The organism is Streptomyces sp. NPDC086080, assembly GCF_044540255.1.
Taxonomy (GTDB): domain Bacteria; phylum Actinomycetota; class Actinomycetes; order Streptomycetales; family Streptomycetaceae; genus Streptomyces.
In genome coordinates this window covers 1-22,134 of sequence record NZ_JBITRU010000052.1, presented here as the reverse complement: position 1 = coordinate 22,134, position 22,134 = coordinate 1, and the positions used below count along the sequence as shown (strand labels likewise).

Below are 22,134 nucleotides of genomic sequence, written 5' to 3'. Positions count from 1 at the left end.
GCCGCCGTTACGAGGTGACCGGGCTCGGTGTGCCGCTCTCGGCGGGCGGCGACGCGTTCCCCGGGCCGCCCGGCGAGTCCTCCGGTCCGGCCGGCCCCGAGTCGGTCGCCACCGGCTCCCCGGGGGTCGGACCGGTGGGCGTGGGGCCGCCCGTCGAGGGCCCGGGCTCCGGGGACGACGGCGGTTCGCCCGGCGTGGGCTCCGCGGGCTCGGGCGTCGTCGCGGTCGGCTCCGGGTCCGGGTCCGGGTCCGGGCCCGGCGACGACGGGGGAGGCCCGCTCGGGGTGCCCGGGTGCGCTGTGCCCGGAGCGCCGGGGTGGCCGGAGGGTGAGCCGCTGCCCGGGGCGGAGGGGGCGGTGCCGTAGCCGTCGATGGTCACGACGGAACCGGCGGGGGAGATGGCCACGGTCGCGCTCCAGTGGCCGGACGGCTCGCGCAGCTGATCGACGTACGCCCTGATCGTCACCGACTCGCCGGGGGCGAGCGTTCCCGACGACCGGCTCAGATACAGCCAGGACGCTCCCGTCGAGGCCGACCAGCGGACCGGCTCGGATCCCGTCGCGGTGAGGGTGATCAGCGTGGTGTCACCGCTGTGGCCGGCCGTGACACCCAGGGCGGCCGTGTCCTCGTGCCCCGCACCGGCGACACCGACGACCTCCACGGACACGTCCGCCTCACCGTTCTCGCCGAAGCGGAGGCCGGGGTGGGTGGTGGCGTTGCCGGTGTTCTCGTAGCCCGCGCCCGCCTCCTCGCCGTCGAGGTCGAACGTGCCACCGTCCTCCCGCGCGGAGGCCGGACGGCCGTCCTGGCCCTCGCCCACCGGGGTGCCGCGGTAGGCGGCCCACAGCGCGAACACGGGCGCGGCGACGACGGTGGCCACCACGGTCGTCGTCAGGGCACGCGCGCGCAGCCGGTCCCGGCGCGCGACACGGGCCTTGGGGTCCACCGGAAAGCCGCGCCGGTCGAAGCGGGGCGCCGCGCCGCGCGCGCGTGGGTGGTGTGCCATGGCGGCGTGCAGGGCCGCGCCGGGTGCTGGCAGGACGGGCAGCGCGTCCGGGGTGACGCTGGTGCCGGGCCAGCGGCCCGGGACGGCCCGCTCGGCGCGGCGGCGGCAGCGCGGGCAGTCGTCGACGTGCCGGACGAGTTCGCGGCGCAGGGTCGTGCTGAGCACGAACCGCCGGTCGCCGGTGAGGTGCGCCACTCCGGGGCAGGCCCCGGTCTCCACGACGGCGAGCGCCGCGCGGGTGCGTTCCACCTCGCAGGCCGCGCTGGCGAGCAGCGTGCGCGCGGCGGCGGGTTCCATCCCGAGCACGGCGGCGACCTCGTGGGCGGCGAGACGGTGCCGCACGGCGAGTTCGAGCGCCTCGCGCTGCGCCGGGGTGGTGCCGGCGGCCTCCGGCCAGGCCAGTTCGGCCAGTTCGCCGCGGCGCTGCTCCTGGACCTCCTCGGAGACGGCCGGGGCGGTGGTGGTCCCGGCCGGTCGCTTCCGCCCGGCGCGGCGCACGGCGTGGCCGGCCCGACGTTTTCGCCCGGCCTCGGCCAGCCTGCGCAGGCATGCCCAGCGCGCCAGCGCGTACAGCCAGGCCCTGCGGCTCCCGAGCTCGTCCGGGACGTGCCGGCCGCGGCGCTCGGCGAGGACGAGGACGTCGGCCAGGGCGGCGGTCGCCTCGTCGTGGTCGCACAGCACGGACAGGCAGTAGGTGAACAGGCCGTCCAGGTGGGGTTCGTAGCGGGTGGCCGGCCGCTGCGCCAGGGTGCGCGCGGCCCCGCGGTCGCGCACTTCCCGGTGCGTCCGGCGTGCTCCGGTCGTACGGGTCGAGGTCTCCGGGCCGCTGCTCGTCATTCGGCGACCGTAGGCGGCTCGGGGCGGCCGCTTCCGGCCCCCGGGGCACATTTAATCCGTACGGGTGAAACGATCCCTCAAACGGGGACAGGAACCTTTCACCACACGTGAGAGGGGCCCGTCCGAGGCGGCGGGAAGGGCAGCGCGCGGGGCGCGGGCAGAGGCACGGGCAGAGACCGGGCGGGGGCGCGGGCAGAGGGCGGGTGGAGGCGCGGGCAGAGGGCGGGTGGAGGGCCGGGCGGAGGGCAGGCGGAGGGCGGGGCAGAGACCGGGCCACGACCACCGGGACCTGCCTGCCCCCGTCGATGTCAGAGGGTGCCGTTACCTTTTCCGCATGGCTGCCCGTAGCAAGACGTCCAAGGACCGTCCGTCCTACCGCTGCACCGAGTGCGGCTGGCAGACGGCCAAGTGGCTCGGCCGCTGCCCCGAGTGCCAGACCTGGGGGACGGTCGAGGAGTACGGCGCGCCCGCGGTCCGTACGACGGCACCCGGCCGGGTCACCAGCTCCGCCCTGCCCATCGGCCAGGTCGACGGGCGTCAGGCCACCGCCCGTTCCACCGGCGTGCCGGAGCTGGACCGGGTGCTCGGCGGGGGACTCGTGCCCGGTGCGGTGGTGCTCGTCGCGGGCGAGCCGGGCGTGGGCAAGTCCACACTGCTGCTGGACGTCGCGGCCAAGGCGGCGAGCGAGGAGCACCGCACGCTCTATGTCACGGGCGAGGAGTCGGCGAGCCAGGTCCGGCTGCGCGCCGACCGTATCCACGCCATCGACGACCACCTGTATCTCGCCGCCGAGACGGATCTGGCCGCCGTGCTGGGCCATTTGGACGCGGTGAAGCCATCCCTGCTGATCATGGACTCGGTGCAGACGGTGGCCTCCCCGGAGATCGACGGCGCCCCGGGCGGCATGGCCCAGGTCCGGGAGGTGGCGGGCGCGCTGATCCGGGCCTCGAAGGAGCGCGGGATGTCCACGCTCCTTGTGGGACACGTCACCAAGGACGGCGCGATCGCCGGGCCGCGTCTGCTGGAGCACCTGGTGGACGTCGTCCTGCACTTCGAGGGCGACCGGCACGCGCGCCTGCGCCTGGTGCGCGGCGTCAAGAACCGCTACGGCACGACGGACGAGGTCGGCTGCTTCGAACTGCACGACGAGGGCATCACCGGCCTCGCGGACCCCAGCGGACTCTTCCTGACCCGCCGTGCCGAACCGGTCCCGGGGACCTGTCTGACCGTCACCCTGGAGGGCCGCCGCCCTCTGGTCGCCGAAGTGCAGGCGCTCACGGTCGACTCGCAGATCCCGTCCCCCCGGCGCACCACGTCCGGCCTGGAGACCTCCCGGGTGTCGATGATGCTGGCGGTGCTGGAACAGCGCGGCCGCATCAGCGCCTTGGGCAAACGGGACATTTACTCCGCCACGGTCGGCGGCGTGAAACTGTCGGAACCGGCAGCGGACCTGGCCGTCGCACTGGCACTGGCGTCGGCGGCGAGTGACACCCCGCTGCCGAAGAACCTCGTCGCGATCGGCGAGGTCGGCCTCGCGGGCGAGGTCAGACGGGTCACGGGCGTCCAGCGCAGGCTCGCCGAGGCACATCGTCTGGGCTTCACGCACGCCCTGGTACCGGGCGATCCGGGCAAGGTCCCGCCGGGTATGAAGGTGCTGGAAGTGGCGGACATAGGGGACGCGCTGCGCGTCCTTCCGCGCTCCCGTCGCCGAGAGGCCCCACGGGAGACGGAGGACCGCCGGTAGACTTTGCCCAGGTCTCGCCCGTCCGTACGAACCGAGTGCGCGAAACGGGGGCGCCCAGAACCTGCGACCGGAGGAGTGCAGTGGCAGCCATCGACCGGGCAGGAGCTCCCGGAAAGTCCGGCGGGAGCGCCGGTTCCGAGGGCCTGATGCGCGCCTCGCTGAGCGCCGTGGCACCCGGCACCAGCCTGCGTGACGGCCTGGAGCGCGTACTCCGCGGCAACACCGGCGGTCTCATCGTGCTGGGCTTCGACAAGACCGTCGAGACGCTGTGCAGCGGCGGTTTCGTACTGGACGTCGAGTTCACCGCGACGCGGCTGCGTGAACTGTGCAAGCTGGACGGCGGCATCGTCCTGTCGTCCGACCTGTCCAAGATCCTGCGAGCCGGTGTCCAGCTGGTACCGGACCCCACCATCCTCACGGAGGAGACCGGCACCCGGCACCGCACCGCCGACCGCGTCTCCAAGCAGGTCGGCTTCCCCGTCGTCTCGGTGTCGCAGTCGATGCGCCTGATCGCGCTGTACGTCGACGGCCACCGGCGGGTCCTGGAGGACTCCGCCGCGATCCTGTCCCGCGCCAACCAGGCGCTTGCCACCCTGGAGCGCTACAAGCTCCGCCTCGACGAGGTCGCCGGCACCCTGTCGGCGCTGGAGATCGAGGACCTGGTGACCGTCCGGGACGTCTCCGCGGTCGCCCAGCGACTGGAGATGGTGCGCCGCATCGCCACCGAAATCGCCGAATACGTGGTCGAACTGGGCACCGACGGTCGTCTCCTCGCCCTCCAGCTCGACGAGTTGATCGCGGGTGTGGAGCCGGAGCGCGAACTGGTCGTACGGGACTACGTGCCCGAGCCCACCGCCAAGCGCTCCCGCACGGTCGACGAGGCCCTGCACGAACTCAACGTGCTCACCCACGCGGAACTCCTGGAACTGTCGACCGTGGCCCGCGCCCTCGGCTACACCGGCTCCCCGGAGACCCTCGACTCGGCGGTCTCACCGCGCGGCTTCCGCCTGCTGGCCAAGGTGCCGAGACTGCCCGGCGCGATCATCGACCGCCTGGTGGAGCACTTCGGCGGCCTGCAGAAGCTGCTCGCCGCCAGCGTGGACGACCTCCAGACGGTGGACGGCGTCGGCGAGGCGCGGGCGCGCAGCGTACGCGAGGGCCTGTCCCGGCTGGCGGAGAGCTCGATCCTCGAGCGGTACGTCTAGCGGTAGGTCCAGCGGTATTCCAGCAGTACGTCCGGGGAACCCTCGGCCGTCGAGGCACCGGGAGAGGCTCGACCGCCCGCAGCCGAGCCGGTTCAGTCCGCCTCGAGCACGAACGACGTCCGTACCTTCTCGAACCCCGGCGCCTTCGCCTCCACCAGGTATGTCCCGGCCTTCGCCGCCCCCGCCTTCGGCGTCGCGCACTCCGGTGCGCTCGCCTTGCGGTCCCACTTCACCGTGTAGGTGATGCTCTCCCCGGCCGGCACCCGGAACAGCAGGCTCCGTGCCCCCTTGGGGCAGTCGTCCGACGCCCAGTACGCGTCGTCGCCGCTGGCCGGCGTGACCGTCAACACGGCATTGACCGGACCCAGATCGACCTTGCAGTCGCTGCCGGAGGTGTTCCGCGCGGTGAGCAGGAACGCGGGCGTCTGCCCGGGCTCATAGGTGTTGCTGGAGCTGCGCAGGCTGAACTTCACCGCGCCCGCCGCACAGTTGGGCAGGGTACCCCCGGACCCGGCCGGCAGGGCGTCCCCGGCGCCGACTCCGGCCGACGTACCCCCCTCGGACCCGCCACCCGCGCTGCCCCCGGCACCGCCGCCTGATCCGCCGGCTCCACCGGCTCCACCGGAGTCCCCGGGGTCACCGCCCGCGCCGTCGTCCCCCGACCCTGAACCGGATCCCGACGAAGAACCACCGGACCCGCCCGACCCCGACCCCGAACCACCGGAACCGTCGTCGCCCGACTCGTCGCGCCCGCCCGGCGCCTGGCTGATCGCCGGCCCCGAACCCGACGGTCCCGGAGTGATGGACGGCGCGGGATTCTTGCCGTTGGCCCCGTTGTCACCGCCGCCCCCACCGCCGCCGCCGCCGGACATGACGACCCAGGTGATCAACAACGCCAACAGGGCCAACATGGACAGCAGTACGGCCCTCCGACGCCAGTAGATGGTGGAGGGTAGCGGCCCGACCGGATTGCGCAGAGATCCCACGGCGCAAACCTTACGAGAGATCGGCGCGTTCGCTTGTCCCACCCGCCGCTCGGCTCACAACTTTTCCGGATCATCATTCCGGAACCCGCCTTGGACCGCTGACTTTCGCCAGGTACGGCACGCGGCGATCGCAGGCTGTGACCATTCCGACAGCTCACCTACGGTCCGTGATCGCGGACGCAACGGGGTTGGTACTCCCGGACGTTACGGCGCTGTGCCCGCTCGGATACGTAACCCCTGGGTGCGCGGGCCCGCTTCGAGGGTGGCACCGACCACGGCGATGGCGGCTCACAGCCCGAGCGGTTCCGCATCTGCGCCGGATGTCCGCGAACTCTTCCCGTCCGAGCATCCGTTGAGGATCCGTGACGGCAGCTCCTGAGCGGCGGTTGCCCCTCACCGCCACGCAACCGGCAGCCCGGACTCGACGGCGAGGGTGCCGAGTTGCTCGACGTCAGCACCGTCCGGCCGAGGAACGAGGCGCGGGTGGAGCGGGCAGAGCGGTGCTCTCGGCCGCGAGCGGTGCTCTCACGCGTGAGCGGTGCTCTCGGCCGTGAGCGGTGCTCGCACGGCGGAGGAGCGGTGCTCTCGGGCGCGAACAGTGATCGCAAGGGTGAGCGGTGCTCTCGCGCACTGCCCGCCCCGTTCCGTGTGAGCAGTGCTCTGCGTGGTGACCGTTGCTCCGGAATGCGGGCAGTGCTCTTCGACGTGAGCAGTGCTCTTGCGGGTGTCCCCTACCCGTCCGGCCGTGGCGCTTCCCCCGGAGGCGGGGCTCGGCGTGGCAGGATCGAGGGGTCATGACTGCTCCAACGAAGCCCCCGTACGGCGGCACCACCGATTCCGCGTCCGAGCGTGCTCCCGGTGAGCCGCTGCACTCCCCCGTCATCGACTGGTTCGACGAGCACGCCCGGGACCTGCCGTGGCGGCGCCCGGAGGCCGGTGCGTGGGGAGTGATGATCAGTGAGTTCATGCTCCAGCAGACCCCGGTGAGCCGGGTCCTGCCCGTCTACGAGCAGTGGCTCGGCCGTTGGCCACGCCCCGCCGACCTCGCGGCGGAATCGCCCGGCGAGGCCGTCCGCGCCTGGGGCCGGCTCGGTTACCCGCGTCGCGCGCTCCGGCTGCACGGTGCCGCCGTCGCCATAACGGAACGGCACGGCGGTGACGTACCGGCGGATCACGCCCAGTTGCTGGCGCTGCCCGGCATCGGCGAGTACACCGCCGCGGCCGTGGCGTCGTTCGCCTACGGGCAGCGGCACGCGGTGCTGGACACCAATGTCCGCCGGGTGTTCGCCCGCGCGGTCACCGGTACGCAGTACCCGCCGAACGCCACCACCGCCGCCGAGCGCCGGCTCGCGCGGACCCTGTTGCCCGAGGACCCCTCCACCGCCGCGCGGTGGGCCGCCGCCTCCATGGAGCTGGGCGCGCTGGTGTGCACGGCGAAGAACGAGTCGTGTCACCGCTGCCCGATCGCCGCGCAGTGCGCCTGGCGGCAGGCGGGCAAGCCGGCCCACGACGGTCCGCCGCGCCGCGGGCAGACGTACGCGGGTACGGACCGTCAGGTCCGCGGGCGCCTGCTGGCCGTGCTGCGGGAGGCGCACCAACCGGTGCCGCAGACCGCACTGGACCGGGTGTGGCACGAGCCGGTGCAGCGCGCCCGCGCGCTGGACGGCCTGGTCGCCGACGGGCTGGTGGAACCGATGCAGGGCGGCCTGTACCGGCTGCCGCTGACCTGATCCCGGGCCGGCCCGGCCGCAACCCCGGTGCCACGACCCCGGCCACCACCGCGGCCCCGGGGTGACCGGGCCCGGGCCCGCTTGCGATCCCCATGCCCGCGCCCGCTCCGTTCCATGGGCGGACAGAATCCACCGTCCGCTCGCACCCGTCACCACGGCACGATCGGCAATATCGCGCGATAAACGCATCAATCCTCCCCCTGATTCACCCCCTTCCTCCGTTCGTTACACAACCGACGGACAGCCGCGTGCTCCCCGCAGGCTTCTTCGGACAGTGCCGTGACAACCCCTCCGTACCTTCAGTCACGTGCTCGACGTGAGCACGAGAGACCCAGGGATCCCAGGCGGTACGGCCGGCTCGCGTGAGCAGGCCGGAACGGGGAGCGGAAGGCGGTTCACCATGGCGCAGGGCGAGGTGCTCGAGTTCGAGGAGTACGTCCGCACCCGGCAGGACGCGCTGCTGCGCAGCGCCCGCCGTCTGGTCCCGGACCCCGTGGACGCGCAGGACCTGCTGCAGACCGCGCTGGCCCGGACGTACGGCCGCTGGGAGACCATCGTGGACAAGCGGCTGGCCGACGCCTACCTGCGCCGGGTCATGATCAATACGCGGACGGAGTGGTGGCGGGCCCGCAAGCTGGAGGAGGTGCCCACCGAGCAGCTCCCGGAGCCCTGTGTGGACGACGCCACCGAGCAGCACGCGGACCGCGCCCTGCTGATGGACGTACTGAGGGTGCTCGCCCCGAAGCAGCGCAGTGTCGTGGTGCTGCGACACTGGGAGCAGATGTCCACGGACGAGACGGCCGCCGCCCTCGGCATGTCGGCCGGAACGGTCAAGAGCACGCTGCACCGGGCGCTCGCCCGGCTCCGCCAGGAGCTGGAGGCCCGCGATCTGGACGCACGCGCGCTGGAGCGTGAGGAGCGGGAGCGTTGCGCGGCCTGACCGGCGAGGGGCCCACGCGGCCCCGGACCACCGCCCGGGCGGCGATCGCGGCGACGGCCGTGTTCGCCGCCGTCGTGCTGTCCGCCGGCGGTTGCGGCACGGGCGGCACCGGAGCCCGGGACGAGGGCCCGGCACGCGCGGACTCGACGGCCGGCGTGGCCGCGCCGGTGGCCTCGCCCTCGCGGACCCCGGACCGGGTGAACGCCGTCCGGTTGGTCATGGCGGACCCGGCGGTCTCCACGCAGGTCAAGCGGGAACTCGAACCGTGCGTCGCCGACGAGTACCCCGTGGACGTAAGCTACGGGAACCTCACCGGAGGAGCCGTCGACGATGTCGTCGTCAACGTGCTGACCTGCGGGGACGCGGTGGGCGTCGGCTCGTACGTGTACCGCGACCAGGGCGGCGCGTATGTGAACGTGTTCACCGCCGAGGAGCCTCCGGTGTACGCGGAGATCGACCGCGGCGACCTCGTGGTGACCAAGCAGGTGTACGACCGGGGCGACCCGGTGTCGAATCCGTCCGGCGAGAACGTGATCACGTACCGCTGGGCGGCGGGCAGGTTCGGCGAGGAGTACCGCACGCACAACGACTACGGGCAGGTGGCCGGCCCCCAGCCCTCAGTGGTGCCCGACAGCTGAGACATGGCTCACGTGGTGAACCAACGGGGCCTGCTGAGCCGATGAAGGGGATGAACCCTCCGCGTGGCTCACGCGTCCCGTGGGGTGGGCCGAGAAAACGCCCCGGGTGGGCCGAGAGGATCGTGCTCGCACCGACCCGGGATCACACGAGGACTGAGAGCACCGGGATGGCAGACCAGACCCATGTCCTGTTCGTCGAGGACGACGACGTCATCCGCGAGGCCACCCAGCTCGCCCTGGAGCGGGACGGCTTCGCGGTCACCGCGATGCCCGACGGGCTGTCCGGCCTGGAGGCGTTCCGATCCGACCGGCCGGACATCGCACTCCTCGACGTCATGGTGCCGGGGCTCGACGGGGTGAGCCTGTGCCGGCGCATCCGGGACGAGTCGATGGTGCCGGTGATCATGCTGTCCGCGCGGGCCGACGCCATCGACGTGGTCCTGGGGCTGGAGGCGGGCGCCGACGACTACGTGACCAAGCCGTTCGACGGCGCCGTACTCCTGGCCCGGATCCGCGCGGTGCTGCGCCGCTTCGGGCGGGCGGAGGGCGGCAGGGGGGATCAGGCGTCACCGGACGACGGGGGCAGGCTGTCCTTCGGCGAGCTGGAGATCGATACGGAGGGCATGGAGGTGCGCAGAGCCGGGCAGCAGGTGGCGCTGACACCCACCGAGATGCGGCTGCTGCTGGAGTTCTCCACGGTGCCGGGCACCGTGCTCTCCCGCGACAAGCTGCTCGAGCGGGTGTGGGAGTACGGCTGGGGCGGTGACACGCGGGTCGTCGACGTCCATGTGCAGCGACTGCGTACGAAGATCGGCCAGGACCGTATCGAGACGGTCCGTGGCTTCGGCTACAAACTGAAGGCCTGAGCGAGCGGATGCGGGGGGATCTCCGGCGCCTGGTGACGGCGTGCGTCGAGCGGGTGGGTATCAATGCGGGGCTGAGGTGGAAGCTCAGTGCGGCCATCGCCTTGGTCGGGGCGCTGGTGGCGCTCGTGCTGAGCCTGGTGGTGCACAATGCCGCGCGGGTGTCGATGCTGGACAACGCGCGCGATCTGGCCGACGAGCGCATCATGATCGCCCAGCGCAACTACGAGCTGTCCGGGCGGCTGAACTTCCCCAACACCAAGATCGATGATCCCCTGCTGCCGAAGGAACTGCGGGAGAAGGTCGAGGCGGGGCGTCGGGCGACCTATGTGGCCGACGGGAGCGGCGCGCCGGACATCTGGGCGGCCGTGCCGCTGAAGAACGGGCATGTGATGTCCCTGCACTCCGGTTTCACCGATCGCAGCTCGGACATCCTGAAGGACCTCGACCAGGCCCTGGTGATCGGTTCCATCGCGGTCGTGCTCGGCGGCAGCGCACTCGGCGTGCTCGTGGGCGGGCATCTGTCGCGGCGGCTGCGCAAGGCGGCGGGCGCCGCCCACCGGGTCGCCAGGGGCGAGACGCATGTGCGGGTGAGGGAGGCCCTCGGCGGGGTGGTGCGGGACGAGACCGACGACCTGGCCAGCGCGGTGGACGCCATGGCGGACGCGCTTCAGCAGCGGCTGGAGGCCGAGCGCAGGGTCACCGCCGACATCGCGCACGAGCTGCGCACCCCGGTCACCGGTCTGCTGACCGCGGCCGAGCTGCTGCCCCCCGGACGGCCGACCGAGCTGGTGCTGGACCGGGCGAAGGCGATGCGCACCCTCGTGGAGGACGTGCTGGAGGTGGCCCGGCTGGACAGCGCGTCCGAGCGGGCGGAGCTGCAGGACATCCTGCTCGGCGAGTTCGTCGCCCGGCGGGTCGCCGCGAAGGATCCGGACGTCACCGTGCACGTGGTGCACGAGTCGGAGGTCACCACCGATCCCCGGCGACTGGAGCGGGTGCTGTTCAACCTGCTCACCAACGCCGCGCGGCACGGCAGGCCGCCCATCGAGGTCACCGTCGAGGGCCGGGTCATCCGGGTCCGCGACCACGGGCCCGGCTTCCCCGAAGGGCTGCTCGCCGAGGGGCCGAGCCGCTTCCGCACCGGCAGCGCGGACCGGGCCGGCCGCGGTCACGGTCTGGGCCTGACCATCGCGGCCGGTCAGGCCCGGGTACTGGGCGCGCGGCTGACCTTCCGCAACGTACGGCCGTCGGGGGCACCGGCGGATGTACCCGCCGAGGGCGCGGTCGCCGTCCTGTGGCTGCCGGAGCACGCGCCGACCGTCACCGGGTCCTATCCCCTGCCGACGTAGTCGGGAGGGTGCGGTACGCGGCAGGCCCCGGGGGCGCGGGTGCGCCGCCCGGGGGCCTGTGCGGTACCAGGAGGAAGGTCTCCTGTCAGACGGGCTCGGCCACCGCCGCCGCTGCCGGGGCGCCGTCGTCGGTGCTCCCCTTCTTGGGGCCCTCGCCCTTCAGGGGGACCTCCTTGACGAACACGGCCGCCGCCAGCGCGATGACCGCGATCACGGCACCGAGCAGGAAAGCGGAGTGGGTGCCCGAGGACACCGCGTGCTGGTAGGCCTCCCGGGCCGCGTCCGGCAGCTTGGCCAGGCTCTCGGCGTCCAGCTGGGCGGACTGCTCGGTCAGCCTGGAGCCCGTCGTGCCGGCCCGCTCGGCCATGACGTCCTGGACGCGGTGGTTGAACAGCGCGCCCATGATGGCCACGCCGAAGGACGCGCCCAGGGTGCGGAACAGGGTGGTGGACGAGGACGCCACGCCCATGTCCTTCATCTCCACGCTGTTCTGCGCGACCAGCATGGTGATCTGCATCAGACAGCCCATGCCCAGACCGACCACGGCCATGAAGACACCGGAGGTGAGGCGGGAGGTCCCGGTGTCCATCGTGGACAGCAGGTACAGGCCGACGATCATCAGCGCGCTGCCGACGACAGGGAAGACCTTGTAGCGGCCGGTGTTGGTGGTCACCCGGCCCGCGACCATCGAGGTGACCAGCATCGCGCCGAGCATCGGCAGGAGCAGCAGACCGGAGTTGGTGGCGGAGGCGCCCTGCACGGCCTGCTGGTAGAGCGGCAGGAAGAGCGTCGCGCCGAACATCACGAAGCCGACGAGGAAACCGATGACGGACATCAGGGTGAAGTTGCGGCTGCGGAAGATGTGCAGCGGCAGCACCGGTTCGGCGGCCCTGGTCTGCCAGAACACGAAGCCGACGAGCGAGGCGACCCCGAGGCCGATCAGCTCCATGATCCGCGCCGAGCTCCAGGCGTACTCCGTACCGCCCCAGGTGGTGACCAGGACGACGGCGGTGATGCCCACCGTCAGCAGCACGACTCCGAGGTAGTCGATGCCGGCCTTGGCCCGCTTCTTCGGCAGGTGCAGTACGACGGCCACGGCCGCCAGCGCGACCGCGCCGAGCGGCAGGTTGATGTAGAAGGCCCAGCGCCAGCCCCAGTTGTCGGTGATGGTGCCGCCGACCAGGGGTCCGCCGATCATGGCCAGCGCCATCACCGCGGCCATCATGCCCTGGTACTTGCCGCGCTCACGGGGCGGGATGAGGTCGCCGATGATCGCCATGACGCCGACCATCAGGCCACCGGCGCCCAGGCCCTGCACCGCGCGGAAGCCGATCAGCTCGCCCATGTTCTGCGCCATGCCGCTGAGCGCGGAGCCGATCAGGAAGATCACGATGGAGGTCATGAACGTGGCCTTGCGCCCGTACATGTCGCCGAGCTTGCCCCAGACCGGGGTGGAGGCCGCGGTCGCGAGCGTGTAGGCGGTGACCACCCAGGCCAGGTGTTCCAGTCCGCCCAGCTCGCCCACGATCGTCGGCATCGCCGTGCCGATGATCATGTTGTCGAGCATCGCGAGCATCATCGCGATCATGAGTGCGAGCAGGACCACCCGCACGCTGCGCGGCTGTTTGCCGCCGTCCTTCTCGGCGGCCCCCGCCGCCGGTGTGTCCGCGGTCTCCGCCGCAGGCGTGTCCGCCATGGTTCTCACTCCCCCGGCCACCGTCGCGTGGCCACCTCTACTTACTTGCCGCCCGGCCAGTTCACTACACTGGGAAGCTAGTCACGCAACTAGCCGGGCGTCAAGTAAGTTTTCGACAAGGGCGGGTCGAGCAGGAGGATGGGCGGCACCATGGACGGCACCAGACAGCGGCGCCGCGGGAACACCCGCCAGCGCATCCAGGACGTCGCGCTCGAACTCTTCGCCGAACAGGGCTACGAGAAGACCTCACTGCGGGAGATCGCCGAGCACCTCGACGTCACCAAGGCGGCGCTCTACTACCACTTCAAGACGAAGGAAGAGATCCTCGTCAGCATCTTCGAGGATCTCTCCCGGCCCCTGGAGGAGCTGATCGCCTGGGGGCGGGAACAGCCGCACGGCCTGGAGACCAAGCGGGAGATCCTCCACCGCTACAGCGAGGAGCTGGCGGGCGCCGCCCCGCTCTTCCGCTTCATGCAGGAGAACCAGGCGACGGTGCGCGAGCTGCGCATCGGCGAGATGTTCAAGACCCGCATGCTCGGGCTGCGGGACATCCTCATCGACCCGGACGCCGATCTGGTCGACCAGGTGCGCTGCGCGAGCGCCCTCTTCACCATGCACGCGGGGATGCACGTCCTGCAGGACGTCGAAAGCGACCCCGAGGAGAGGCGCAAGGCCGTCCTCGAGGTCGCCGTCGATCTGGTCACCCAGGCCCACCGGGGCTCCGGGGGCGCATAGGGCCGTACCGCGCCCGGGTCAGAACTGCACGCCCTGGGCGCGCAGGAACTTCGCCGGGTCCACGGCGGTGCCGTAGTTCGGGCTGGTGCGGATCTCGAAGTGCAGGTGGGGGCCGCTGGAGTTGCCGGTGTTGCCGGACAGGGCGATCTTCTGGCCGGTCTTGACGACCTGGCCGGCCTTCACGTTCACCGAGGACAGGTGGGCGTACTGGGAGTACGTGCCGTTGCCGTGCTTGATGACGACGGCGTTGCCGTACGCGGGGCCGTCACCGGCGCCGTTGCCGCCGGACTTGACGACGGTGCCGCCGTGGACGGCGACGACGGGGGTGCCGGTCGGGACGGCGTAGTCCTGGCCGGAGTGCTTCGAGGCCCACATGCCGCCGCTCTGGGCGTAGCCGGCGGAGAGCTTGTAGCTCTTCACCGGGTCGATCCAGGACGCGGCCTTCTTCTTGGCGGCGGCCTGCGCCGCCTTCTTCGCCTTGGCGGCCTTCTCGGCGGCGGCCTTCTTCGCCTCGGCGGCCTTCTCGGCAGCGGCCTTCTTCGCCTCGGCGGCCTTCTCGGCCTTGACGGCCTTGACCTCGGCGGCCTTGGCCTGGGCGGCTGCCTGCACCTTCGCGGCCTCGGCCTGGGCGGCGGCCTGCGCCTGAATCGCACCGGCGGCACTCGACGCGGCCGTGGTGTCGGCAGCGGCCGCGACCCCGGCCCCCAGTGCGACCGAGGCCCCCATTCCGGCGGCCAGCACGGCCGCACGGCTGCGGATCAGGGACGTACGGGAGAAGCGGGACGTGACGCGCTGGGTCATCTCAACCTCATCGAGAAGGGGACAGTGAAACCACCCGGCACACGAGACCGCGCCGTGGTGGCTGTTCAGTGGTAACCCTTCCGCCCGAAAAGCCGCAAAGGTGTGATCTACGACTTTTTGTAGTAGTCCGGGCGTGAGATGCAGATCTCTTGACAGACGCTTCTCTTTGGGCTGAAACCGCCATTTCAAGGGGCTCGATCACGGATTCGCCCGAAATATCCGCTTCCGCTTTTGCCGCTTTCCCACTATTCCGGCTAGTACCGGACATCGCGCCTGTGCAGCATGTCACCGGGGCGCGGCTCACGCCGCATCAGAAATGTGGCGCAGACCTCTAGGCGCCTACCGTCCGGTAACCCTACGGTTCACCTCGCGTCACCCTCGCACACGAGCATGTACACGCCATGTTGGCAGCGTCACGGACGTGAGAGGACCCCCACGAGATGAGAAGCCGACGCCCCTGGTTGCGCCGCGTATCGGTGACCGCCGTCTCCGCGACCGCGCTGATGGCCCTGGCCGCACCGGCCGGAGCCGCACCGCCCTCAGGCTCCCCCACGGCCGTCACCGCGGCCGTGGCCACCGCCGCGGAAGACGTCGACTACGAGACCTGGCAGCGGGACTGCCGGGCGGTCATGGACCAGGCCCTGCCCTATGTGAGGCAACGGATCGCGGACGCCGGGCCGGGTGAGAAGCAGGCCATCGTCCTGGACATCGACAACACCGCCCTGGAGACCGACTTCGGCTTCAGCTTCCCGCAGCCGGCCAACGAACCGGTCCTGGAGGTCGCCCAGTACGCCGAGGAACGCGGTGTCGACCTGTTCTTCGTCACCGCCCGCCCCGGCATCATCTACGCACCCACCGAGTGGAACCTCGACCGGGCCGGCTACGAGTCCTCCGGCCTGTACGTCCGCGGCTTCCTCGACCTGTTCAAGAACGTCGCCGACTACAAGACGGCCCAGCGCGTCGCCATCGAGCGCAAGGGCTACACGATCATCGCCAACATCGGCAACAGCCCCACCGACCTGTCGGGCGGGCACGCCGAGAAGACCTTCAAGCTGCCGGACTACGACGGTCAGCTCTCCTGATCCGCCCGCTGCCAGGACACAGGCCAAAGGGGACTGCCCCGGGACTCGGTCCCGGGGCAGTCCCCTTTGTTCGTTCGAGCCGGACGCGGCGGCTATGCGTCCTTGCTCAGGTTCGGGCCGGCTCCGCCCGCGGCCTGCTCGATCGGCGGGACGTCGGGCAGGGCCGACTTCTCCTCGCCGCGGAAGGTGAAGGTCGCGGACTCGCCCTCGCCCTCCGTGTCCACGACCACGATGTGACCGGGACGCAGCTCACCGAAGAGGATCTTCTCCGACAGCGAGTCCTCGATCTCCCGCTGGATCGTCCGGCGCAGCGGCCGGGCGCCCAGGACGGGGTCGTAGCCCCTCTTGGACAGCAGCTCCTTGGCGGGCTGGGACAGTTCGATGCCCATGTCCCGGTCCTTCAGGCGCTCGTCCACCTTCTCGATCATCAGGTCGACGATCTTCAGGATGTCGTCCTGCGTGAGCTGCGGGAAGACCACCACGTCGTCGACACGGTTGAGGAACTCGGGCCGGAAGTGCTGCTTGAGCTCGTCCTGGACCTTGTTCTTCATGCGCTCGTAGTTGGTCTTCGTGTCACCCGCGGCGGCGAAGCCCAGGTTGAAGCCCTTGGAGATGTCCCGGGTGCCGAGGTTGGTCGTCATGATGATGACCGTGTTCTTGAAGTCCACGACCCGGCCCTGGGAGTCGGTCAGACGACCGTCTTCCAGGATCTGCAGCAGCGAGTTGAAGATGTCCGGGTGGGCCTTCTCGACCTCGTCGAAGAGGACGACCGAGAACGGCTTGCGGCGCACCTTCTCCGTCAGCTGACCGCCCTCCTCGTAGCCCACGTAACCGGGGGGCGATCCGAAGAGACGCGAGACCGTGTGCTTCTCGCTGAACTCCGACATGTCGAGGGAGATCAGCGCGTCCTCGTCGCCGAAGAGGAACTCGGCGAGCGCCTTGGACAGCTCGGTCTTACCGACACCGGACGGGCCGGCGAAGATGAACGAGCCACCGGGGCGCTTCGGGTCCTTCAGGCCGGCACGGGTACGGCGGATCGCCTTGGACAGCGCCTTGACGGCGTCCTTCTGGCCGATGACCCGCTTGTGGAGCTCGTCCTCCATGCGCAGCAGGCGGGACGACTCCTCCTCCGTGAGCTTGAAGACCGGGATGCCGGTCGCCGTCGCGAGGACCTCGGCGATCAGGTCGCCGTCGACCTCCGCGACGACATCCATGTCGCCGGCCTTCCACTCCTTCTCCCGCTTCGCCTTGGCGGCGAGGAGCTGCTTCTCCTTGTCGCGCAGGGAGGCGGCCTTCTCGAAGTCCTGCGAGTCGATCGCGGACTCCTTGTCCCGGCGGACCCCGGCGATCTTCTCGTCGAACTCGCGCAGGTCCGGCGGCGCGGTCATCCGGCGGATGCGCATCCGCGACCCGGCCTCGTCGATCAGGTCGATCGCCTTGTCCGGCAGGAAGCGATCCGAGATGTAGCGGTCGGCGAGGGTCGCCGCCTGGACGAGGGCCTCGTCCGTGATGGAGACGCGGTGGTGCGCCTCGTAGCGGTCCCGGAGGCCCTTGAGGATCTCGATGGTGTGCGGCAGGGACGGCTCGGCGACCTGGATCGGCTGGAAGCGGCGCTCGAGGGCCGCGTCCTTCTCCAGGTGCTTGCGGTACTCGTCCAGCGTCGTCGCACCGATGGTCTGCAGCTCACCGCGGGCCAGCATCGGCTTCAGGATGGAGGCGGCGTCGATGGCGCCCTCGGCGGCACCCGCACCGACCAGCGTGTGCAGCTCGTCGATGAACAGGATGATGTCGCCGCGGGTGCGGATCTCCTTGAGGACCTTCTTCAGGCGCTCCTCGAAGTCACCGCGGTAGCGGGAGCCGGCGACCAGGGCACCGAGGTCCAGGGTGTAGAGGTGCTTGTCCTTCAGGGTCTCGGGCACCTCGCCCTTGACGATGGCCTGGGCCAGACCCTCGACGACGGCGGTCTTGCCGACGCCGGGCTCACCGATCAGCACCGGGTTGTTCTTGGTACGGCGGGACAGCACCTGCATGACCCGCTCGATCTCCTTCTCGCGCCCGATGACCGGGTCGAGCTTGGACTCACGAGCGGCCTGGGTGAGGTTCCGGCCGAACTGGTCGAGGACCAGGGACGTGGAGGGGGTGCCCTCGGCAGGACCGCCGGCCGTGGCGGTCTCCTTGCCCTGGTAGCCGGAGAGCAGCTGGATCACCTGCTGCCGCACCCGGTTCAGATCGGCGCCCAGCTTGACCAGGACCTGGGCGGCGACGCCCTCGCCCTCACGGATCAGGCCGAGCAGGATGTGCTCCGTGCCGATGTAGTTGTGGCCCAGCTGAAGGGCCTCGCGGAGCGACAGCTCCAGGACCTTCTTGGCACGGGGGGTGAAGGGAATGTGACCCGACGGGGCCTGCTGGCCCTGCCCGATGATCTCCTCCACCTGCTGGCGGACCGCCTCGAGCGAAATCCCGAGGCTCTCAAGGGCCTTGGCGGCGACACCCTCACCCTCGTGGATCAGGCCCAGGAGGATGTGCTCGGTGCCGATGTAGTTGTGGTTGAGCATCCGGGCTTCTTCCTGAGCCAGGACGACAACCCGCCGCGCGCGGTCGGTGAACCTCTCGAACATCGTTAATCGCTCCTCAGAGCGGTCAGGCAGTGGGGGGAACTTCCCCTCCCTGTCCTTCCGCAGCTTAGTCCCGCAAGCGGGGACCGCTCATTCCAACTGCCGACACCGTCGATGGCCTCCTGACCCCGCTCACGCCGACATCTCCTCCAACCCGATGGTGCGAGACGATGTTCCCGCAGGCCAGGCAGTTACCCTCATCGCCAGTACGCCCGTGGCGAACGGAAGACGTGCCGCCCTGCGTGTCGTCCCCTCTCACTAGGGATGTCTTACCCGCTGCTACGGACAGTCCATGCCGAGTGCACGGCATCCCTCCGCTACGGGCGAACAACCTTGCGCCTCCCCTCACCCCCACGCGCCCCCCTGTTCGACGCTCTGCGTATGCACGCACACACCCAGCGTAACCTTCCCCGCCTTCGTGCGGTTGCGCGGGGCATGGGTGGCATCCTCTCCGCCGGCGTCCCGCCTCCCCGTCGGCCGCTCACGCCGAGTCACGACGGCATCGGACTCTGGTACGAGAACGTGCTGGGCTGGCCCACGGTGCCCGGAACTCCGGTGCGGCTGGCGGTGGGGGTGCTGTTCGACGTCCTCGACGTGCCCGCCGAGGCCGGGTACGCGACGCTGGAGCATCTGGAGCACCTGGGGCGCCGGGGGCCCCTGGAGCCCTCCGGGCCTCCGGGGGGCCTGGGACCGCCGGAACACCGGGAGCGCTTCGGACAGGGCTTCCCGGTGGCTCTGTCCGGCGGCCGGATGCGGCTGCTGGTGGCCCCGGGCAGCGCGGAGGAGCTGCCGGGACTGCTGGAGTGGCTGGACTGGGGCGCATCGCTGGAGCTGGACCTGAGGGCCATCGGGAGCGGCGGGCTTCTGGAGGCTCCCTGCCCCGTTCCCGCCTGCTCCGTCGCGGCCCCTGGCGCGGTCTCTGGCGCGCTGTGCAGTTCGCAGGGGGCCGCCGTGTGGCTGCGGCCCCCCGAGCCGGGACTCGAGGCCGAGGCCTCGCTGCCGACGCTGTCGGCGATGGGCACGAGGGGTGTCAGGGGGGACGGTGCCGGCCCCCCGGATCTCGTGCGGCTGGTGAACACGGTGGCGACACACATCCACCGGGTGCGGCTGCGGCGCGCGCGTGCGGCCGCCGCCGTGCGGACCGACGGTCAGCCGTTGGCCTTTTCGTAGGCCTCGCGAATGGACGCCGGAACGCGGCCACGGTCGTTGACCTCGTAACCGTTCTCCTTCGCCCACGCGCGGATGGCCGCGGTGTCCTGGCTGCCGCCCGAAGAAGCACGTGCCTTTCCACGCCCGCCCGCAGCACGGCCTCCGGTGCGACGGCCACCCTTCACGTAAGGCTCGAGAAGGCCACGGAGCTTGTCCGCATTGGCAGTGGTGAGATCGATCTCGTACGTCTTGCCGTCCAACGCGAACGTCACGGTCTCGTCCGCCTCGCCGCCGTCGAGGTCATCGACAAGAAGGACCTGAACCTTCTGTGCCACCGGATTTCCTTTCATCGATAACTTGAGGGCCGGGGTGTGCCGGCGTCCGCCGTATCGCCGCCCCTTGTTATATGCAGTACCGCAGTACTGCAGTACTCCGGAAAGCAAACCGCTTTTGCCGTAAAAACACAAACCCCTGGCAGAGACCCGATGCCCGCAGCGGGTACGGAAACGTGCGCGTTTCGGACATAGGGCACCGGGGCAAGGGGTGCCGTGCGGAATCGACCCGCGATCACAGATGCAGAAGCATCCGGCTGTTGCCCAGGGTGTTCGGTTTCACGCGTTCGAGACCGAGGAACTCCGCGACGCCCTCGTCATAGGAACGCAGCAGCTCCGCGTACACATCGGTGTCGACGGGTGTCTCACCGATCTCCACGAAGCCGTGCTTGCTGAAGAAGTCCACTTCGAAGGTCAGGCAGAATACCCGCCGAACACCGAGCCAGCGGGCCGTCTCCAGCAACTTCTCCAGCAACCGGTGTCCGACGCCGGCGCCCTTCAGGCCCGGCTTCACGGCGAGAGTGCGGACTTCCGCGAGGTCTTCCCACATCACGTGCAGGGCGCCGCAGCCGACCACCTCCGCGTTGTCGTCCCGTTCCGCGACCCAGAACTCCTGGATGTCCTCGTAAAGCGTCACGGTCGCTTTGTCGAGCAGGATGCTCCCGCGGACGTACACGTCAAGGAGACGGCGTACGGCCCCCACATCGCTGGTACGGGCCCGCCGGACCGTGAGGGCATTTGCGGTGACTTCGGGGCTGTCTGCTGACATGAGCGGACGCTATCGTCCGCCGCGGTCCTCGGCGGAGCCGGGGTTCTCGTCGGTGGTTTCCGGGAGCTGGACGATCCGTACCGCGTCGGTGAGAGCCTGGCGCTGTTCCTCGCTCATCATGCCGAAGAAGGCGACGAGAGCGGCCGCCGGGTTGTCGCTCTGCGACCACGCTTCGTTCATCAGCGCCGCGGCGTAGGCGGCGCGAGTGGAGACCGCCTCATATCGATAGGCCCGGCCTTCGACCTCTCGGCGCACCCAGCCCTTCTGATGGAGATTGTCCAGAACGGTCATCACCGTGGTGTACGCGATGGACCGTTCCTTCTGCAGATCTTCCAGGACTTCCCGAACGGTCACCGGGCGGTTCCACTTCCACACCCGCGTCATGACCGTGTCTTCGAGTTCTCCCAGTGGGCGAGGCACAACTCGAACAATAGTGGGAGACCCTGACAAGGGCATGCCGGGCGGGACCGACCCGGGCAAACATGCGTAAAAGGGCGTACGGGTTCGGGGTCGTACGCCCTTGAGGGGGGTGGGGGGTGCGGTGGTGCCGGTGTCAGGCCTCGGCCTTGGGGGAGGACCCGGTGCCCTCGGCCCTTGCGAGGGCCGCGTCCACGACGGCGTCCTCCTTGGCCTTGTTGGCGCCGCCCTGTGTCTTCACGATCACTCGGATGACGCCGATGAAGAGGATGGCCATGACCGTCGGGGGGAGGAGCGCGGAGACGTAGTCCATGGCTCCAGGGTAGCCAGGGGAGGCCGTCAGCCTGCGGCCAGGTGCTGGCCGGGCGGGGGCGTGGCCGGTTTACGGCGGGGGAACACCTCGCCGGGGGTGGGGACGGGGCGACGGGTGGGCTTGGGGGTGGGGGTGGGGGTGGGGGTGGGGGTGGGGGTGGGGGTGGGGTTCGGTGCGGGACGAGGCGTCGAGGGCTTCTCCGCGGGCTTGCCCTGGTCCTTGTCCTTGTCCTGGCCCTGGTCTTGGCCCTTGTCCTGATCCTTGACGGTGGCTGCCCGGCCCCCGGGGAGGGCGGTGAGGCGCGTGCGTTCGCAGCGGCGCAGGAGGGCGGCGGCGGTGGGGTTGCCGCGCAGGGCACGGAGGGCGGCCAGATCGTCGAGGCAGGGGCGGTAATCGGCGCCCAGCCCCTCCTCCAGGAGCGTGAGATAACCGGCGGTGGTGCCGGGGAGGGCCGCTCGGTACCGGCCTAGGTCGGCCAGGAGGAAGGCGCGCAGCCGGACGCTCTCCCGCGTCGCCTCGTCGAGGGAGTCGGCGAGGCTGAGGCAGTCCTGGACGTCGTCGGCCGTGGCGGGGGCGAGGTGCAGGGCGAGGGCGAGGGCGCGGCGGAGTACGCGCAGCTCCTCCGCGCCGAACGCCATGCCGCCGCGGGATCCGTAGGGCGTGGGCATGATGCGACAATACGCGCTAATCAGACAAACAACGCGTATGGGGTTGTGGTGTGGCGCGGAGTGCCACCCGGGTGGATGTGGGGACCCGTGGCGGGGGTGCGGGTTCGGCGGGGGTGCGGGTCCCATGCCTGCGGCGCGGGCGCCTGCCCGGCGGGGGTGCAGGTCCCATGCCTGCGGCGCGGGCGCCTGCCCGGCGGGGGTGCAGGTCCCATGCCTGCGGCGCGGGCGCCTGCCCGGCGGGGGTGCAGGTCCCATG

At 70.9% G+C, this 22,134-nt stretch carries 20 protein-coding genes; 10 read left to right on the top strand and 10 right to left on the bottom strand.

Translation table 11 applies throughout. The features are described 5' to 3' along the window. Positions 1–7 precede the first annotated feature (7 nt). The gene (locus ACIF9R_RS35420) at positions 8–1,843 is read right to left on the bottom strand and encodes a hypothetical protein (RefSeq protein WP_399986767.1); all 1,836 of its coding nucleotides are present in this window, start codon (positions 1,841–1,843) and stop codon (positions 8–10) included. Positions 1,844–2,177: 334 nt separating this feature from the next. On the opposite strand from ACIF9R_RS35420, the gene radA reads away from it, so the two are divergent. Both radA and disA read left to right on the top strand, forming a co-directional pair. After that, positions 2,178–3,587, top strand: a complete 1,410-nt coding sequence (radA, locus tag ACIF9R_RS35415) for a DNA repair protein RadA (RefSeq protein ID WP_399986765.1) — start codon at positions 2,178–2,180, stop codon at positions 3,585–3,587. 80 nt (positions 3,588–3,667) lie between these two features. Next, the gene (gene disA / locus ACIF9R_RS35410) at positions 3,668–4,792 is read left to right on the top strand and encodes a DNA integrity scanning diadenylate cyclase DisA (protein WP_399986763.1); all 1,125 of its coding nucleotides are present in this window, start codon (positions 3,668–3,670) and stop codon (positions 4,790–4,792) included. Positions 4,793–4,884: 92 nt separating this feature from the next. Here disA and ACIF9R_RS35405 read toward each other — a convergent pair whose 3' ends face one another. After that, positions 4,885–5,778, bottom strand: coding sequence for a hypothetical protein (locus tag ACIF9R_RS35405; protein ID WP_399986761.1), 894 nt, complete (start codon positions 5,776–5,778; stop codon positions 4,885–4,887). 794 nt (positions 5,779–6,572) lie between these two features. Here ACIF9R_RS35405 and ACIF9R_RS35400 point away from each other — a divergent pair. From ACIF9R_RS35400 to cseC, 5 genes are all read left to right on the top strand, one after another. Next, entirely contained in the window at positions 6,573–7,508 is a 936-nt protein-coding gene (locus tag ACIF9R_RS35400) for an A/G-specific adenine glycosylase (RefSeq protein ID WP_399986759.1), read from the top strand. A 400-nt stretch (positions 7,509–7,908) separates the two neighbouring features. Continuing rightward, positions 7,909–8,448: a SigE family RNA polymerase sigma factor gene (locus tag ACIF9R_RS35395; RefSeq protein ID WP_399986757.1), complete on the top strand. Its 540-nt coding sequence runs from the start codon at positions 7,909–7,911 to the stop codon at positions 8,446–8,448. Further along, entirely contained in the window at positions 8,436–9,086 is a 651-nt protein-coding gene (locus ACIF9R_RS35390) for a hypothetical protein (RefSeq protein ID WP_399986755.1), read from the top strand. Before ACIF9R_RS35395 ends, ACIF9R_RS35390 begins: the two co-directional genes overlap by 13 nt. Before the next feature lie 167 nt (positions 9,087–9,253). Then, positions 9,254–9,952: a two-component system response regulator CseB gene (gene cseB / locus ACIF9R_RS35385; RefSeq protein ID WP_399986753.1), complete on the top strand. Its 699-nt coding sequence runs from the start codon at positions 9,254–9,256 to the stop codon at positions 9,950–9,952. An 8-nt stretch (positions 9,953–9,960) separates the two neighbouring features. After that, on the top strand, positions 9,961–11,301 hold the full coding sequence (gene cseC / locus ACIF9R_RS35380) for a two-component system sensor histidine kinase CseC (protein WP_399986751.1): 1,341 nt from the start codon (positions 9,961–9,963) through the stop codon (positions 11,299–11,301). An 85-nt stretch (positions 11,302–11,386) separates the two neighbouring features. Here the strand turns inward: cseC and ACIF9R_RS35375 are convergent, their stop codons facing one another. Continuing rightward, on the bottom strand, positions 11,387–12,997 hold the full coding sequence (locus ACIF9R_RS35375) for an MDR family MFS transporter (protein ID WP_399986749.1): 1,611 nt from the start codon (positions 12,995–12,997) through the stop codon (positions 11,387–11,389). 138 nt (positions 12,998–13,135) lie between these two features. On the opposite strand from ACIF9R_RS35375, the gene ACIF9R_RS35370 reads away from it, so the two are divergent. After that, positions 13,136–13,732, top strand: coding sequence for a TetR/AcrR family transcriptional regulator (locus ACIF9R_RS35370; RefSeq protein ID WP_399986747.1), 597 nt, complete (start codon positions 13,136–13,138; stop codon positions 13,730–13,732). 18 nt (positions 13,733–13,750) lie between these two features. Here ACIF9R_RS35370 and ACIF9R_RS35365 read toward each other — a convergent pair whose 3' ends face one another. After that, positions 13,751–14,533: a M23 family metallopeptidase gene (locus tag ACIF9R_RS35365; protein WP_399986745.1), complete on the bottom strand. Its 783-nt coding sequence runs from the start codon at positions 14,531–14,533 to the stop codon at positions 13,751–13,753. 440 nt (positions 14,534–14,973) lie between these two features. Here ACIF9R_RS35365 and ACIF9R_RS35360 point away from each other — a divergent pair, with 440 nt between their 5' ends. Next, positions 14,974–15,615 carry an HAD family acid phosphatase gene (locus ACIF9R_RS35360; protein WP_399986743.1) on the top strand — a complete coding sequence of 214 codons (642 nt, stop codon included), beginning with the start codon at positions 14,974–14,976 and terminating at the stop codon, positions 15,613–15,615. A gap of 92 nt (positions 15,616–15,707) precedes the next feature. Here ACIF9R_RS35360 and ACIF9R_RS35355 read toward each other — a convergent pair whose 3' ends face one another. Then, positions 15,708–18,233 carry an ATP-dependent Clp protease ATP-binding subunit gene (locus ACIF9R_RS35355; RefSeq protein ID WP_399986741.1) on the bottom strand — a complete coding sequence of 842 codons (2,526 nt, stop codon included), beginning with the start codon at positions 18,231–18,233 and terminating at the stop codon, positions 15,708–15,710. A 432-nt stretch (positions 18,234–18,665) separates the two neighbouring features. Here ACIF9R_RS35355 and ACIF9R_RS35350 point away from each other — a divergent pair, with 432 nt between their 5' ends. Then, positions 18,666–19,400, top strand: coding sequence for an SCO3374 family protein (locus tag ACIF9R_RS35350; protein WP_399986739.1), 735 nt, complete (start codon positions 18,666–18,668; stop codon positions 19,398–19,400). On the opposite strand, the gene ACIF9R_RS35345 is transcribed toward ACIF9R_RS35350, so the two are convergent. The 5 genes from ACIF9R_RS35345 to ACIF9R_RS35325 form a co-directional block, all read right to left on the bottom strand. Beyond that, complete coding sequence (locus tag ACIF9R_RS35345) at positions 19,379–19,714, bottom strand: Lsr2 family protein (RefSeq protein WP_004985012.1); 336 nt, start codon at positions 19,712–19,714, stop codon at positions 19,379–19,381. The genes ACIF9R_RS35350 and ACIF9R_RS35345 overlap by 22 nt on opposite strands. A gap of 232 nt (positions 19,715–19,946) precedes the next feature. Continuing rightward, positions 19,947–20,480, bottom strand: a complete 534-nt coding sequence (locus ACIF9R_RS35340) for an amino-acid N-acetyltransferase (protein WP_399986737.1) — start codon at positions 20,478–20,480, stop codon at positions 19,947–19,949. Positions 20,481–20,489: 9 nt separating this feature from the next. Further along, a complete protein-coding gene (locus tag ACIF9R_RS35335; RefSeq protein WP_399986794.1) occupies positions 20,490–20,864 on the bottom strand; it encodes a BlaI/MecI/CopY family transcriptional regulator in 375 nt (124 codons plus the stop codon). Positions 20,865–21,033: 169 nt separating this feature from the next. Beyond that, complete coding sequence (locus tag ACIF9R_RS35330) at positions 21,034–21,210, bottom strand: hypothetical protein (protein ID WP_399986735.1); 177 nt, start codon at positions 21,208–21,210, stop codon at positions 21,034–21,036. 26 nt (positions 21,211–21,236) lie between these two features. Further along, entirely contained in the window at positions 21,237–21,878 is a 642-nt protein-coding gene (locus tag ACIF9R_RS35325; protein ID WP_399986733.1) for a hypothetical protein, read from the bottom strand. Positions 21,879–22,134 lie beyond the last annotated feature (256 nt).

Coding starts and splice junctions, on each gene's coding strand:
- ACIF9R_RS35420 (WP_399986767.1), bottom strand. CDS start 1,843: ATGACGAGCAGCGGCCCGGAGACCTCGACCCGTACGACCGGAGCACGC.
- radA (WP_399986765.1), top strand. CDS start 2,178: ATGGCTGCCCGTAGCAAGACGTCCAAGGACCGTCCGTCCTACCGCTGC.
- ACIF9R_RS35400 (WP_399986759.1), top strand. CDS start 6,573: ATGACTGCTCCAACGAAGCCCCCGTACGGCGGCACCACCGATTCCGCG.
- ACIF9R_RS35395 (WP_399986757.1), top strand. CDS start 7,909: ATGGCGCAGGGCGAGGTGCTCGAGTTCGAGGAGTACGTCCGCACCCGG.
- cseB (WP_399986753.1), top strand. CDS start 9,254: ATGGCAGACCAGACCCATGTCCTGTTCGTCGAGGACGACGACGTCATC.
- cseC (WP_399986751.1), top strand. CDS start 9,961: ATGCGGGGGGATCTCCGGCGCCTGGTGACGGCGTGCGTCGAGCGGGTG.
- ACIF9R_RS35375 (WP_399986749.1), bottom strand. CDS start 12,997: ATGGCGGACACGCCTGCGGCGGAGACCGCGGACACACCGGCGGCGGGG.
- ACIF9R_RS35370 (WP_399986747.1), top strand. CDS start 13,136: ATGGGCGGCACCATGGACGGCACCAGACAGCGGCGCCGCGGGAACACC.
- ACIF9R_RS35365 (WP_399986745.1), bottom strand. CDS start 14,533: ATGACCCAGCGCGTCACGTCCCGCTTCTCCCGTACGTCCCTGATCCGC.
- ACIF9R_RS35360 (WP_399986743.1), top strand. CDS start 14,974: ATGAGAAGCCGACGCCCCTGGTTGCGCCGCGTATCGGTGACCGCCGTC.
- ACIF9R_RS35355 (WP_399986741.1), bottom strand. CDS start 18,233: ATGTTCGAGAGGTTCACCGACCGCGCGCGGCGGGTTGTCGTCCTGGCT.
- ACIF9R_RS35350 (WP_399986739.1), top strand. CDS start 18,666: ATGGGTGGCATCCTCTCCGCCGGCGTCCCGCCTCCCCGTCGGCCGCTC.
- ACIF9R_RS35340 (WP_399986737.1), bottom strand. CDS start 20,480: ATGTCAGCAGACAGCCCCGAAGTCACCGCAAATGCCCTCACGGTCCGG.
- ACIF9R_RS35335 (WP_399986794.1), bottom strand. CDS start 20,864: ATGACGCGGGTGTGGAAGTGGAACCGCCCGGTGACCGTTCGGGAAGTC.
- ACIF9R_RS35330 (WP_399986735.1), bottom strand. CDS start 21,210: ATGGACTACGTCTCCGCGCTCCTCCCCCCGACGGTCATGGCCATCCTC.
- ACIF9R_RS35325 (WP_399986733.1), bottom strand. CDS start 21,878: ATGCCCACGCCCTACGGATCCCGCGGCGGCATGGCGTTCGGCGCGGAG.